Genomic DNA, 13,555 nt, shown 5'->3' with positions numbered 1-13,555 from the left:
CAGAAACAAATGTCGGGTGTATCCGAAGCTACTTTGTAAGACGACACCAAGCAAACGATATGGTATTCCAGCTGTCCGCCGAGCACGAGGCGATCCGTGACGCCGTCCGCGAATTCGGCGAAAACGAGCTGAAACCGGTCGCCGAGGAACACGACCGCGAGCACAAGTATCCCGAAGAACTGCGCAGGAAGGCCGCTGAATACGACTTCGTCGCGCCGAACATCCCGATCGAATACGACGGTGCCGGGATGGACAAGATTTCCTCGACGATCGTCACCGAAGAGCTCTGGCGTGCCGACCCCGGTATCGGCTCGGCCGTCGGCTCCGCCGGCTTCGGAACGGACATGATCATCGAGTTCGGGGACGACTGGATGAAAGCGGAGTGGCTGCCCAAAATCGCCAACGGGGAGACCGCCTCCTGTTCGATGATCTCCGAGCCCGCCCACGGCTCGAACGTCGCCGGCATCGAGACGGTCGCCGAGAAGGACGGCGACGAGTACGTCCTCAACGGCAACAAGATGTGGATCACCAACGGCACCGTCGCCGATGTCGGCGTCCTGATGGCCAAGACCAGCCCCGGCGAGGGCCACAAGGGCATCACCGCCTTCCTCGTCGAGATGGACCGCGACGGCATCGAGACCGACAAGATCACCAACAAGCTGGGTATTCGCGCCTCCGACCTCGCGGAGGTCGTCGTCGACGACGTTCGCGTCCCCGAGGAGAACGTCATCGGCGAGGTCGACAAGGGCTTCTACCAGCTGATGGAGTTCTTCGCCTCCGGCCGGACCAGCGTCGCCGCTCAGGCCGTCGGTGCCGCCCAGGGTGCACTCGATGCCGCCATCGAGTACGCCACCCAGCGCGAGCAGTTCGACCAAAAGATCTCGGACTTCCAGGCCATCCAGCACAAGATCGCCGAGATGGCCACCAAGGTCGAGGCCGCTCGCTCGCTGACCTACCGCGCCGCGACCCAGGTCGAGCAGGAAAACCAGGACGTCGCCGCGCAGTACTCGAGCATGGCGAAGTACTTCGCGAGCGAGATCTCAGTCGAAGTCGCCGACGAGGGGATTCAGGTCCACGGCGGCTCGGGCTACGTCACGGACTACCCCGCCGAGCGCTACTACCGCGACGCCCGCATCACGAAGATCTACGAGGGTACCAGCGAGATCCAGAAGAACATCATCGCCGACCAGATCCTCTAATCGGCCGCGAGCGAGCCCGTCGGACGGAGACGGCCTGGTGTCGGACAGTACCCCGTCCCGACGGCCGCCGTCGGTTTCGGGGCCGAGACGCGATCGACTGCCGACTCGAGCCTACGGCTCGGGAACACGGAACTCGATCGCCGCACCCTGCCCGTAGCCGACGCACATCGTCGAGAGGCCGAGGCCGCCGCCCCGACGCTGCAGTTCGTGGATCAGCGTGACAGGGAGGCGAGCGCCCGACGCACCGAGCGGGTGGCCGATGGCGATCGCGCCGCCGTTGACGTTGACCCGGTCGTCATCGAAGCCGAGTTCGTCCCGGCAGTAGATCGTCTGGCTGGCGAAGGCCTCGTTAAGCTCCACGAGATCGTAGTCGTCGGCCGACCGGCCGTTTCGATCCCAGATATCCCGGACTGCGGGGACCGGACCGATCCCCATGATCGTCGGGTCGACGCCGGCGACGTTGTGGTCCTCGACCTCGGCCATGATCTCGAGGCCCTCCCGTTCGGCGAACTCGCGGCTCGTAATGAGGACGCCGGCAGCGCCGTCGGAGACCTGCGAAGCGTTGGCGGCGGTGACGGTGCCCTCCTCGCGGAACGCCGGCGGGAGGTCGGCGATCGTCTCTTTGGTCGTTCCGGGGCGGAGGCCTTCGTCCTCCTCGACGAGCGCGTCCGCCGTCTCGATGGGGACGATCTCCGCGTCGAACGCGCCCGCCGCGGTGGCCTCGCAGGCCCGTTGCTGGCTGCGCGCGCCGTACGCGTCCTGCTGGTCCCGACTGATGTCGAACTCCTCGGCGACGGTTTCGGCGGTCTGGCCCATCGCGAGCCCGGCCGCGTCGTACTGCTCGGCGATGCCGTCGTAGGAGTCGATCCCCTTCCGGCGCTCGTTGCGGGACATGTTCTCGACGCCGCCGGCGACGATGACATCGCGCTGGCCCGCCCGGATCGCGTCGCTGGCGCTCATGATCGCCTCCGCCGAGGAGGCACAGAGCCGGTCGATCGTAGTACCGGGGACGCCCTCGCCCAAGTCCGACAGGAGGGCGATCACCCGCGCGATGTTGTTGCTTTGCTCGTTGACCTGCTTGGCACACCCCCACCGGATGTCGTCGACGTCCTCGCCCGAGAGGCCCGTGCGCTCGAGCAGCTCGTCGACGAGCGGGACCGACAGCTCCTCGCTGCCGGTTTCGGCGAAGACGCCACCGTGTTTCCCTTGCGGCGTTCTGACTGCCTGGACGACGACTGGCTGGCGATCGCTCATTGGTACTGACTGACTCGCTCCGACACTAAAGGAGCTCCGTTCGAGCGGTGCTTTCAGTTCCCGTGGCGCGGCGGCACCGTCTGCAGCCCGTGTTCTCGCATCGCGAGCAGATAGCCGCCGACCAGTACGGTTGTCACGCCGACCGGTCCCGTTGTCCCGACGAGATCGGACGGAACGACATTAGGAGCGATCACGGACATGAGACTGAGACTCACTGAGGTGAGGAGAAGCGCTGCGTACAGGCCCATGATCGCATACCCGAGTTCGTCGAGTTGATTCGTCGTCACTGCATGGACGAGAAGCAGTGAGCCACAGCCGATCGGAAGCGCGACCAGTACGTCGGTCGGCTCCGCTACGAGCCCGAATCCAGGGATAAAGATGAAAAGGGCGTAGACGCCGACTGTGACGAGCGTTCGGAGTCGGCGCGGGACAATCATCCGTGCTCAAATAGCTCCTGCAAACACATATTTCGTTTGATTGTTCGTGCTCCGGATACGTGCTTGCGAAGCGGTGCGTGGTCATACCGTCCTGTCCGCTGCTCATCCCTCGTCGGACTCGAGCACGGCCGACGGCACGCGCTGTGTTCGCGGATGGAAGGGACGAGACGGGGCGCGGCCACGGGGCGCAGTTGTTCGAACGGGAACGCTTTTGACCGTTTCCGCTGTGGCCCCACACATGCGAATCGCAGTTCTCGGAGCCGGTAGCATGGGTCACGGAATCGCACAGGTCTCCGCGATGGCGGGCCACGACGTGGTCCTGCGGGACATCGAAGCGCCCCTCGTCGAAGACGGACTCGAGGGAATCCGCGAGAACCTCCAGGGCGGTGTCGACCGGGACAAACTCACCGCGGACGAGATGGAAGCGACCCTCGAGCGCATCGAGGGGACGACCGACCTCGCCGGCGCGGTCGCGGACGCCGACCTCGTCGTCGAAGCGGTACCGGAGGACATGGACCTCAAACAGGAGGTCTTCGCGGACATCGAAGACGCGGCGAGCGAGGAGACGGTCATCGCGTCGAACACATCCTCGCTGTCGGTGACCGAGATGGCAAGCGCCCTCGAGCATCCCGAGCGGGCGGTAGGGCTGCACTTCTTCAACCCGCCGCATATCATGGACCTCGTCGAGATCGTCATCGCCGAGCAGACCGACGAGCGGACCGAGGCGTTCGCCGTCGACTACGTCCGGGGTATCGACAAGGAGGACGTGGTCGTTCGGGACACCGCCGGCTTCGCCACGTCTCGGCTGGGACTGGCGCTGGGGCTCGAGGCGATCCGGATGGTCGAGCAGGGCGTCGCCAGCCCGGCCGACATCGACGAGGGGATGTCGATCGGCTACGGCCACCCGATGGGCCCCCTCGAGTTGACCGACCACGTCGGGCTGGACGTTCGTCTGCACATCGCGGAACACCTCCGCAAAGAGCTCGGCGAGCGGTTCAAGCCACCCCAGTCACTGCGCCGGAAGGTCCGTGCGGGCAAGCTCGGCAAGAAGACCGGCGAGGGCTACTACGTCTGGGAAGACGGCGAGCGCGTCGGCATGAGCGGCGAGTGGGGCGACGACGCGTAACGCTGCCGTCGTCGGTCGCCGCGTTACGGGACGGGTTCGTCACGAAGTGTATCCCCAACTAGTTAGGCAAATCGTTTGTTTCGACGCCGCGGGTAGAAGGGATACCGCCCGCCGGTCGGGCGGCGGCCCCGGGGGCGCACGTGGAAAAACGACGGGGCCACTTTCGGATTCGGTCATCGTCGCGGGCATCGAAACGCTCGCGTATCGGCCGGGTGGTTCGAGATCCGCCAGCCGGCCATCACCGTTTCCCGCCGAGCGATATGACGGGTCCGATGCCCGGGTAGACGACTCCGATATGGCGCGGGAGAGCCGCGACGAATCGTCGGAACGCGGGTACTTTTAGCTGCGCCTGCGTAAGGGTGAGGTATGTCCCTGGAGCCGAGCGCCGACCCGGCCGCCGACCGGCGAGCGAACTACGACTATCGGAGCGACGACGTCGATCGCCCGGCCCTGGTCGCTGACCTCGAGACGGTCGGCGACTGCGAGGTCCGGGCCGACTCCTACTCCCGCGAACTGTACGCGACCGATGCGAGCGCCTACGAGCGGACGCCGATCGCCGTCGCCTTCCCCGAGTCGACCGCCGACGTCGCGGGCATCCTCGAGTACTGTGCGGAACGGCGGATTCCGGTCCTCCCGCGAGGTGGCGGGACGAGCCTCGCCGGGCAGACGGTCAACCGGGCCGTCGTGCTCGACTTCACGCGGTACATGAACGACATCCTCGAGATCGATCCAAACGCCCGGACCGCGACGGTCCAGCCCGGGACGATCCTCGGGACGCTCAACGAGACCCTCACACCCCACGATCTCAAGTTCGCACCCGATCCCGCGTGGGGCGACAAGAGCGCCATCGGCGGCGCGATCGGCAACAACTCGACCGGGTCGCACTCGCTGCAGTACGGCAAAACCGACGCCTATATCGAAGGGGTCGAAGTCGTCCTCGCCGACGGCACCGTGACCCGGTTCGGCGAGGTCACCGTCGCGGAGATCGGCGATCGGGCCGACCCCGACGGCGACCTCGAGAGCCGAATCTACGCCGCGGTCGAGCGTATCCTCGCGGAGGATGCGGATCGCATCGCGGACACGTATCCCGATCTCAAGCGCAACGTGTCCGGCTACAACCTCGACCGGCTCGTCGCCGAGGCCCGCGGCGAGGACCTTCCCGGCGGTGAAGACACCGGCGAGCCGGGGACTGTCAACCTCGCGCGCCTGCTCGCCGGCAGCGAGGGAACCCTAGCGATCGTCACCGAAGCGACCGTCTCGCTCGAGCCGGTCCCCGAGACGAAGGCCGTCGCCCTGCTGTGCTACCGCGACCTCCATGAGGCGATGCGGGACGTCGAGCCGATCCTCGCACACGACCCCGCGGCGGTCGAGGTGCTAGACGACGTGTTGCTCGATCTGGCGCGCGATACCGCGGAGTTCGGGCCAGTCACCGAGATGCTGCCCGCCGGGACCAACGCCGTCCTGCTCGTGGAGTTCTACGCCGAGGAGACGGCCCACGGTGAGAAGCAGGTCGCGGGCCTGCTGGCCGACCGCGTGCCGTCGGCGACGCCGGCGGGGGAGCCGGCCGACGACGCCCCAGCCAACGACGCCGATCCCCTCGCGCTCGAGGCGCTCGAGGCCTACGACGAGGCCGAGCGCGCGAAGCTCTGGAAGCTCCGCAAGTCCGGCCTCCCGATCCTGCTCTCGCGGACGACCGACGCGAAGCATATCAGCTTCATCGAGGACACCGCGATCCCGCCGGCGAAGCTCCCCGAGTTCGTCGCGGAGTTCGAAGCGATCCTCGAACGACACGACACCTACGCCAGTTTCTACGCCCACGCCGGCCCCGGCGTGCTCCACGTCCGGCCGCTGGTGAACACGAAGACCGAGGTCGGCCTCGAGCAACTCCACGGCATCGCGGACGACGTGACCGACCTCGTGGTCGAGTTGGGAGGGTCAGTCTCGGGCGAACACGGCGACGGCCGGGCCCGCACCCAGTGGAACCGGAAACGCTACGGCGACGAGCTCTGGGACACGTTTCAGAGCCTCAAAACGGCGTTCGACCCCGACTGGCTTCTCAACCCGGGCCAGGTCGTCTTCCGCGAGGACGAGCCCACTGACCTGCGGGAGAACCTGCGGTTCGATCCCGACTACGAGTTCGATGCGGGTTTCGAGCCCGTCCTCGAGTGGGATACTGACAACGGCATGCAGGGGATGGTCGAACTCTGTCACGGCTGCGGTGGCTGTCGCGGCGAACAGGAGACGACGGGCGGCGTGATGTGTCCGACCTACCGGGCGAGTCACGAGGAGATCACGGCGACCCGGGGACGGGCGAACGCGCTCCGACAGGCGATGAGCGGCGATCTCGAGCCCGGCGAGGCTGTCTCCGACGAATTCGTCGAAGAAGTGATGGGGCTGTGTATCGGCTGCAAGGGCTGTGCTATCGACTGTCCGAGCGAAGTCGACATGGCGAAGCTCAAGGCCGAGGTCACCCACGAGTATCACCAGCGAAACGGCGCGACGCTCCGGGATCGGCTCTTCGCCAACGTCGGACGCCTCTCGCGATGGGGGAGCAAACTCACCCCGCTCTCGAACGCCCTGCCGAAGCTTCCGGGCGCACGCAAGGTGCTCGAGGTGACCCTCGGCATCGATGCCGACCGACCGCTGCCGACGTTTCACGGGACGACGTTCCGTGACTGGTTCGAGACGCGAGGCGGCGCTCGCGTGCGCGAAGCCGATGCCGCCCGCAAGGCCGTCCTCTATCCCGATACCTACACCAACTACAGCCATCCCGAGGCCGGACGGGCCGCCGTCCGCGTGCTCGAGGCCGCCGGCGTCCACGTCACTGTCCCCGACGACCTCGGCGATACGGGCCGCCCGGCGTTCTCGAAGGGCTTCCTCGAGCAGGCGGCAGACGCCGCCCGCGAGAACGTCGACGCGCTCGCACCACGGGTGGCCAACGGCTGGGACGTGGTCGTCATCGAGCCCTCCGATGCCGTCATGTTCCAGTCCGATTACCGCGATCTGCTTCCCTCGGCGGCCGCCGAGACGCTCGCAGACGCGACCTACGGCGTCTGCGAGTATGTCGATACGTTCCGCCTGGACGCGGCCATCGCGTTCGACGAGCGTGCGGCGACCGACGACCTGATCTATCACGGCCACTGTCACCAGAAGTCGGTGGCCAAGGATCACCACGCCGTCGGCGTCCTCCGGCGGGCCGGCTACGCGGTCGACCCGCTCGATTCGGGCTGCTGTGGCATGGCCGGCAGTTTCGGCTACGAGTCCGAACACGCCTCGATGAGCGACGCCATCGCCGGCATTCTGTACGACCAGGTCGCGGACAGCGCGGGCGACCGCGTCGTCGCCCCCGGTGCCTCCTGTCGGACCCAACTCGAGAACAGACCCGACGCCCCGGCGGAGCCGCCGACGCCGATCGAACTCGTCGCCGACGCGCTCGAGTGACCGGCGGTCGATAGACGGAACCGATATCGACGGCCGTGTAACTCGAAACGGTGGCGGTGTATCCGTGTGATCATATACCGCGGCGATGGAGCACCACGGCGATGTAGCCGTTTTGACTCGAGACGATGATCACGTGTTTCGTTTCTCGATCGTGTTTTGCTGCCTCTCTCAGTCGTGTCTTGCTGTGTCTTGTAGCTGTCAATTCACGTCCGTCACTCACACCCGTCACTCACTCCGTTTCGATCGATCATTATGTATCTGGGATTTGAGATAGCACGCGCACCCCGGGTGTCGAGTGTAGATGGTCGAATAGCTAGGGGAGCGTCCGATTACGGCCGGTTCAGACAGCAATTAGGTATCGGACGAGCGGATAGCATCAAATAGGGAGAACTAAAGTGGGAAAGATTTATAACTAATAGCTAGAAACTGTAACCGTACTCCACTAATATTCCCACTCGGATAAGAAAGGGGGGCATCCGTAGACTCGCCTATTAGGAACTCTACGGCATCTTCTCGGACACCTACACTCGACACCTGGGGTGTGGGAGTACGTTTCACTGCGTGCCCACGAGACGTGTTTCCAAGAGGGATGCTCAGCCGCTGATCGCGGACTGTACATCCTGCGTCTGTGCGCTCCAATTCACTCGACATGAGGATAATCAGCCGCTGTATGGTATCGTTTATACAGGCCCTCGTTGCATCGATTTCCGTACTCTACATCCGACGGCTGGTGTCTTCGAATCACCAGTCTATAAATAACCCCCATCGGTACGTGACGGGTATGGAAGACGGCACCGATGGCGAAAACGGGTCCCTCGAGGACTTCTGGGCGACGGAGGACCCGATATTCAGCCGCAAGGAGCTCCTCGATATCGATCTCGTGCCGAACGAGGACCGGATCATCGGCAGGGACAGCGAAATCAAGAACGTCGCCTCGAGCATTCATCCTGCGGTGAAAGGCCAGTCACCTCGTAATACGCTCATTTATGGGAAAACGGGAACTGGGAAATCGCTCGTCGCGAAACACGTCACCAGGAGTGCTCAGCAGTATTCGGTCGAAAACGGGACCGAGCTGGGGCGGGCATACGTCGACTGTACGCAGACGAAGACCGAAACGCGTGTCGTGATCAATCTGGCACAAACGCTGAACGACCCGGAAGAGACGGGCATCAGCATCCCCGTTACCGGATTATCGACCGATGTCTACTACGAGCGCTTTTGGTCGATTCTCGACCACTGTTACGATGTCGCGATCATCATTCTCGACGAGATCGACAAACTCCAGGACAGCGAGATCCTTATGCAACTGTCCCGCGCGGGGGAAGCCGGAAAGCTCGACTCCTGTAACGTAGGGATCATCGCGATCAGCAACAAGATCTCGTTCAAGGAATCGCTCGACGAACGAATCCTCAGCAGCCTGCAAGACCGTGAGTTCGTGTTTCCGCCGTACGATGCGAATCAACTCCGCGAAATCATGTCGAACCGCGAGGATGCCTTCAGAGACGGCGTTCTCTCGGACGACGTCATCCCATTGAGTGCCGCGTTCGCCGCCCAAGAGCACGGCGATGCGCGGAAAGCACTCGATATCCTCCGGAACGCCGGCGAACTGGCGAAGGACGGAGACGCCGAGGAAGTCACCGAAGAGCACGTACGGAACGCTCGAGAGAGAGCCGATATCGATCGGTTTTCCCAACTGCTCGAGGGGCAACCGACACAAATCAAGGCGTCCGTATACGCGCTGTCGCTGCTCGCGGAGCAACACAGCGACCGGGAGGAGTTCGCGACCCGCGAGATTTACGAGACGTATCAGACCATTACGTCGGATAGCGCGCTCGGAATCGAAACGCTCTCCCAGCGCCGAATGAGCGATAAACTCGACGAGCAGGTCTTCCTCGATATTCTCGGACGGACCGAGCGGGTCGGACGCGGGTACAGTAGCGGCGTGACGAATTACTACTACCTCCTGGAGGACCCGTCCGTCGTACAGGCCGTTATTCACGACGACAACCGGTTTTCGGAACTCGATCGAACGTAACGGCTGGAATTCACTCGACAGTCGGGGTGGTCCGTTAGATCGGGCCCGTACTCGACGGTCGGAGTCGCTCGGTGGGCCGAACCCGTTTTTCGGGAGATTTCACTCGACACCCGGGGTGGCTGACAGGTCACCCGCCGCTCGAGGGGCATGTCTCGCTATCACAGTTCACTCGACGGTTGGGGTGCTCAGATTCGCAAAACCCGTTCCAAGAGCATCTATCGGACGATTTTGCGTACTTACATTCGACGCCCGGGGTATTCGAGCCAGTGCGCCCGACACCCGATCCGACTCGCTGGGCGGGACCGAATTTCATTCGACGGCTGGGGTCTCGAGTTCCGAAACGGAGGCGGGAACCGCTCTCCGGCCTGTACTCCAGCGATATCACTCGACGCGTGGCTGTGGTACGCCTCGCGGACCGGACCGTGACCTGTTTCAACAGCCCCCTCGCTGAAAGAAGCGACAGCCGAGACATCGGCGACTGCTCGAGACGGGGCGCGGCGAACTCAACGATCAAGACCGGACCGCGCTCGGCGATAACTCCTAAGCCCGGTCCGCGGCGGACGACTCAGCGACCGACCAGCTCGTCGTAGCGTGCGCCGGTCTGTTTCAGCGTCTCGGTCGAGTACAGGCGCTCGTGGTCGACGGGGAGGTAGTCGGCGGCGAGTTCGTCGATCTTCGCGTCGACGGCCTCGGGATCGCGGCCGTGGATCATCGTAAACAGGTTGTACGACCACTGCTGGTCGGGTCGGCGGGGCCGGTGGTAACAGAGGGTGACGTACGGCAGCCCGCCCACCCGCTCGCCCCACTCGTCGAGGGACTCGTCGGGCACGTCCCAGACAACCATGCAGTTAGCGTCGAACCCGGTCACGACGTGGTTGATCACGCAGCCGATGCGCTTGATACAGCCGCGCTCGAGCAGTCGCTCGACGGCCGCGAGCACGTCCGCAACAGTATAGCCGATCTCGTCGGCGATATCGCGGTACGGCGTCGTCGACAGCGGGAACCCGTCCTGAATCTCGAGTAGGAGGTCGGCTTCGAGCGCGGAGAGATCGCCCGTCGCTTCTTCGCTGATTCGGGTCGCGGCGGAGTCCAGCCGCCCCGCGAGCGATTCGCGTGCGAAGCGGTCGCCGTTGACGACGGGGAACTCGAGGTCGATGTAATACTCCGTCAGCATCGGCAGGGGCAGAACGTCACAGCCGGTACGGCGCTGGATGTCGGTGAGAATCTCGTCGCGAGCGTCCTGCGAGCCAGCGGTGACGACGAACCACATGTTCCACTCGTGGTCGCGGGCGTAGTTGTGGTTGACCTGCCGGTAGTCGTTGATGATCGTCGCGATCTCGTCGAAGCGGTCCGCGGGAGCCTGGACCGCCGCGAGCGTCGACGAACCGATGACGGGCGGGTTGAGGACCGCACCGAACCGACGGACGATGCCGGTCTCCCGCAGGGTGTGGACGCGGTCGACTGCCGCCGCTTCGTCGATTCCAAGGTCGGTAGCGACGCGGCGAAACGGACGTTCTTCGATCGGGAAGCCGCTCTGATAGCCGTCGATCAGCGCCGCGTCCACGTCGTCGATGGCCTCTCGCCAGTTCCCCGACAGGGTACTCATTGGTTGCTCTAGGGAGAAGGGGGCCGTATCGCTTTCGGGTCCGCTCGAGTCGGCTCGCAGGACACCACGGGAAAGTGTGTGAGCCCATAGCGGAGGCCGACGCTCGTCCCGCGCTCGGCAGTGTCGCCATTACGACGAGGAGGGTGACGGGCCACCACTGATTCAAGGGACCGGCCACCTACAGAACTACCAGAATAGAAAGATAGTCAGAATACGTATGGTAGAACCGAACCCGCAGATTGAAGATAATCGGGCTGATCAGTCGTATAGCCTCGAGCCGCCCACCCCTCGAGACAATCACATCCCGATAGCGCTCATCAACGGTCAGTCTGCGTGGTTCCAGTTCGGTCGCCGCCGACGCCGGGACGGAACCGACCGGGAGTCGATAGCAGGAGAAAGCCGATCGCAGAAATATAACACAAAAACTATTTCTAGAGAATGGTCAGTCTACAGGTAGTATGGACGAGTCCCCGCCACTGACTTTCGAGCCGCTCCATCGGCGCGGGGCCGTTCCGACGAGTCCCGCGAACCGGTCTCGAGGCGACCCTGACGGACGACTATCCGATGGTTTACATCCATATGTTCGTAATACTTGGCCGATCCGATCGATCACCCCCGTTCAGCAGCGGGCCGTCCGGAAACGGGTGTGACGTTTCATCTAGTATTACCGAGTTAGTATCCGTGATCCTCTGACGGGTCGTATCCGTGCTCCCCTCACGGTCAGTATGCGAGGAGAGCCGTAGTACGAACCCACGTCGGGAGATATTGCGCCCGTTAGGGCTCCGGGTAGCGTCGCAATCGCACCTGTTCGGACCCCGGACAGCGTCGCACCCGCTGGGAATAGTGACCCCCTACCGCTCGGTACTCACCACATAGTTAGAGCTCTCGAGGCCGAATGGACGCTGAATGGCGACCCCGCGTCGGATGCGGTTCGTCCGTGGACAGCTCGCCTGGATGGTAGCGACGGTACTCCTCCTGTCAGTGTTCGGTTCACTCTCCGCCGAACTGTTCTTCACGTGTTCGTTGATCGGGTTGCTCGTCGTCACCGAACTCACCGTGCCGGGCAACGTGACGCCGAGGTGGCGGTCGCGGCTGAGGTGGCTCACGGTACTCGGAGTCATCGGGTTCGCCCTGCTCGTCGCCCGCCGGCTGCTCGCAGTGCTTCCGCTGGAGGTGATCCCATGAGATGGGACGCCGGCATGGTCGACGACGGTGAACTCGTCTGGCCCCGCGTCCTCCTGTTCGCGCTCACGCTGGTGACCGTCGTCGCGCTGGTGATCGTCGCGGCGACATCCACGGCGGCGTTCAGCCCGCACAACCCCACCTGGGACGGTACGACCGACCTCCGCAACGAGATCGCGGCCGAGCCCGGCGTCGAGAGCGAACTCGTCCGGGAGTCGACGAGATACGGGGCGTTTGCCGACACAGCCGCCGCCAACGGAACGGTCGCGTTCGTCGTCGCACCGGCGAGCTCCTACACCGACGCGGAAGCCGCGCGGATCAGGACGTTCGTCGAGAACGGCGGGACGCTCGTCGTCCTCGAGAACGCCGGCGAGAACGGGAACGAGCTACTGGCCGACGTCGGTGCGACGGCCCGCGCGGACGGCCGCCTGCTACGCGACGAGTACGAGAACGACGGCGGGCCGGCGATGCCGGTCGCGACCGGCGTCGAGAACCACTCGCTGACCGACGGGGTCGACCGGTTGACGCTCAACTACGCGACGGCGATCGAACCGGGAGCGGAGAACACGACGGTGCTCGCAACGACGAGCGATCTCGCCTATTTGACCCCCGAGGATGATTCGCTCGAGCCGGGCGACCAACTCGGCACCCATCCGGTCGCGACCGTGGAGGACGTCGGTCGGGGACGGGTCGTCGCGGTCGGCGATCCCAGCCTCGTGATCAACGCGATGCTCGACCGACCGGACAACGGTCGGTTCGTTCGGGAGCTGTACGCCGATTCCGACCGCGTCCTGCTGGACGTCTCGCACGCCGCCGACCTCCCGCCGCTGGCTGCGGCGATCCTGACGATACGCGACGCCCGACCGCTCCAGGTACTGCTCGGCGTCGGCGGCGTCGTCGCGATCGCGGTAGCGTCCGGGCAACGCGCTCGGTCGATCGGGGTACACGCCCGGCAACTGCTGTTCGGCGACCGCACCCGACGCGCCGACCCGGGCGAGGGGATGGGACAGCCGGCGCAGCCATCGTCCTCGCTGCCCCACCCGTCCGACGCGGAGCGGAACGCGGTCGTGCGACGGCGACGCCTCGAGTGGGGCGATAACCGTGTCCAGCGCGTGAGAGGGGACGGTAACCGTATCCGTCGGGACGACGATGACCGCGATACCGTCGACTGAACGGGCTCGAGTCGCGCGGCGGAAGCGAAGGCCGACCGTGACCGACACGACCCGACAGACCGGACACCTGTCTCTTATACACATCTCTGATGGCGCGAGGGAG

9 protein-coding genes are annotated in these 13,555 nt (G+C 64.6%); 6 read left to right on the top strand and 3 right to left on the bottom strand.

Going from position 1 to position 13,555, the window contains the following annotated elements; translation table 11 throughout:
- Positions 1-59 precede the first annotated feature (59 nt).
- Positions 60-1,199, top strand: coding sequence for an acyl-CoA dehydrogenase family protein (locus C486_RS12670; protein ID WP_008456745.1), 1,140 nt, complete (start codon positions 60-62; stop codon positions 1,197-1,199).
- 111 nt (positions 1,200-1,310) lie between these two features.
- Here C486_RS12670 and C486_RS12665 read toward each other — a convergent pair whose 3' ends face one another.
- Positions 1,311-2,453 carry a thiolase family protein gene (locus C486_RS12665; RefSeq protein WP_008456741.1) on the bottom strand — a complete coding sequence of 381 codons (1,143 nt, stop codon included), beginning with the start codon at positions 2,451-2,453 and terminating at the stop codon, positions 1,311-1,313.
- Positions 2,454-2,506: 53 nt separating this feature from the next.
- The gene (locus C486_RS12660; protein WP_008456739.1) at positions 2,507-2,890 is read right to left on the bottom strand and encodes a hypothetical protein; all 384 of its coding nucleotides are present in this window, start codon (positions 2,888-2,890) and stop codon (positions 2,507-2,509) included.
- Between the two features lie 238 nt (positions 2,891-3,128).
- Here C486_RS12660 and C486_RS12655 point away from each other — a divergent pair, with 238 nt between their 5' ends.
- The 3 genes from C486_RS12655 to C486_RS12645 all read left to right on the top strand — a co-directional run bounded on the left by C486_RS12655 (position 3,129) and on the right by C486_RS12645 (position 9,492).
- Positions 3,129-4,016, top strand: a complete 888-nt coding sequence (locus tag C486_RS12655) for a 3-hydroxyacyl-CoA dehydrogenase family protein (RefSeq protein ID WP_008456737.1) — start codon at positions 3,129-3,131, stop codon at positions 4,014-4,016.
- Between the two features lie 366 nt (positions 4,017-4,382).
- Positions 4,383-7,457 (top strand): FAD-binding and (Fe-S)-binding domain-containing protein, encoded by a 3,075-nt coding sequence (locus C486_RS12650; protein ID WP_008456736.1) that lies wholly within the window; start codon positions 4,383-4,385, stop codon positions 7,455-7,457.
- Positions 7,458-8,238: 781 nt separating this feature from the next.
- Positions 8,239-9,492, top strand: a complete 1,254-nt coding sequence (locus C486_RS12645) for a Cdc6/Cdc18 family protein (protein ID WP_008456735.1) — start codon at positions 8,239-8,241, stop codon at positions 9,490-9,492.
- Between the two features lie 565 nt (positions 9,493-10,057).
- Here the strand turns inward: C486_RS12645 and ahbB are convergent.
- Entirely contained in the window at positions 10,058-11,098 is a 1,041-nt protein-coding gene (gene ahbB, locus C486_RS12640) for a siroheme decarboxylase subunit beta (protein ID WP_008456733.1), read from the bottom strand.
- 906 nt (positions 11,099-12,004) lie between these two features.
- Here ahbB and C486_RS12635 point away from each other — a divergent pair.
- Positions 12,005-12,283, top strand: coding sequence for a hypothetical protein (locus C486_RS12635; protein ID WP_008456731.1), 279 nt, complete (start codon positions 12,005-12,007; stop codon positions 12,281-12,283).
- A 14-nt stretch (positions 12,284-12,297) separates the two neighbouring features.
- Complete coding sequence (locus tag C486_RS12630; protein WP_008456728.1) at positions 12,298-13,452, top strand: DUF4350 domain-containing protein; 1,155 nt, start codon at positions 12,298-12,300, stop codon at positions 13,450-13,452.
- The last annotated feature ends 103 nt before the right edge of the window (positions 13,453-13,555 follow it).

This window comes from Natrinema gari JCM 14663, assembly GCF_000337175.1.
Lineage (GTDB): Archaea > Halobacteriota > Halobacteria > Halobacteriales > Natrialbaceae > Natrinema > Natrinema gari.
This window is presented reverse-complemented; position numbering and strand designations above follow the sequence as displayed.

What these genes read in the sequence shown, in the direction of transcription:
- C486_RS12660 (WP_008456739.1), bottom strand. Translation starts at nt 2,890, where the DNA reads ATGATTGTCCCGCGCCGACTCCGAACGCTCGTCACAGTCGGCGTCTAC.
- ahbB (WP_008456733.1), bottom strand. Translation starts at nt 11,098, where the DNA reads ATGAGTACCCTGTCGGGGAACTGGCGAGAGGCCATCGACGACGTGGAC.
- C486_RS12645 (WP_008456735.1), top strand. Translation starts at nt 8,239, where the DNA reads ATGGAAGACGGCACCGATGGCGAAAACGGGTCCCTCGAGGACTTCTGG.
- C486_RS12650 (WP_008456736.1), top strand. Translation starts at nt 4,383, where the DNA reads ATGTCCCTGGAGCCGAGCGCCGACCCGGCCGCCGACCGGCGAGCGAAC.
- C486_RS12630 (WP_008456728.1), top strand. Translation starts at nt 12,298, where the DNA reads ATGGTCGACGACGGTGAACTCGTCTGGCCCCGCGTCCTCCTGTTCGCG.
- C486_RS12635 (WP_008456731.1), top strand. Translation starts at nt 12,005, where the DNA reads ATGGCGACCCCGCGTCGGATGCGGTTCGTCCGTGGACAGCTCGCCTGG.
- C486_RS12665 (WP_008456741.1), bottom strand. Translation starts at nt 2,453, where the DNA reads ATGAGCGATCGCCAGCCAGTCGTCGTCCAGGCAGTCAGAACGCCGCAA.
- C486_RS12670 (WP_008456745.1), top strand. Translation starts at nt 60, where the DNA reads ATGGTATTCCAGCTGTCCGCCGAGCACGAGGCGATCCGTGACGCCGTC.
- C486_RS12655 (WP_008456737.1), top strand. Translation starts at nt 3,129, where the DNA reads ATGCGAATCGCAGTTCTCGGAGCCGGTAGCATGGGTCACGGAATCGCA.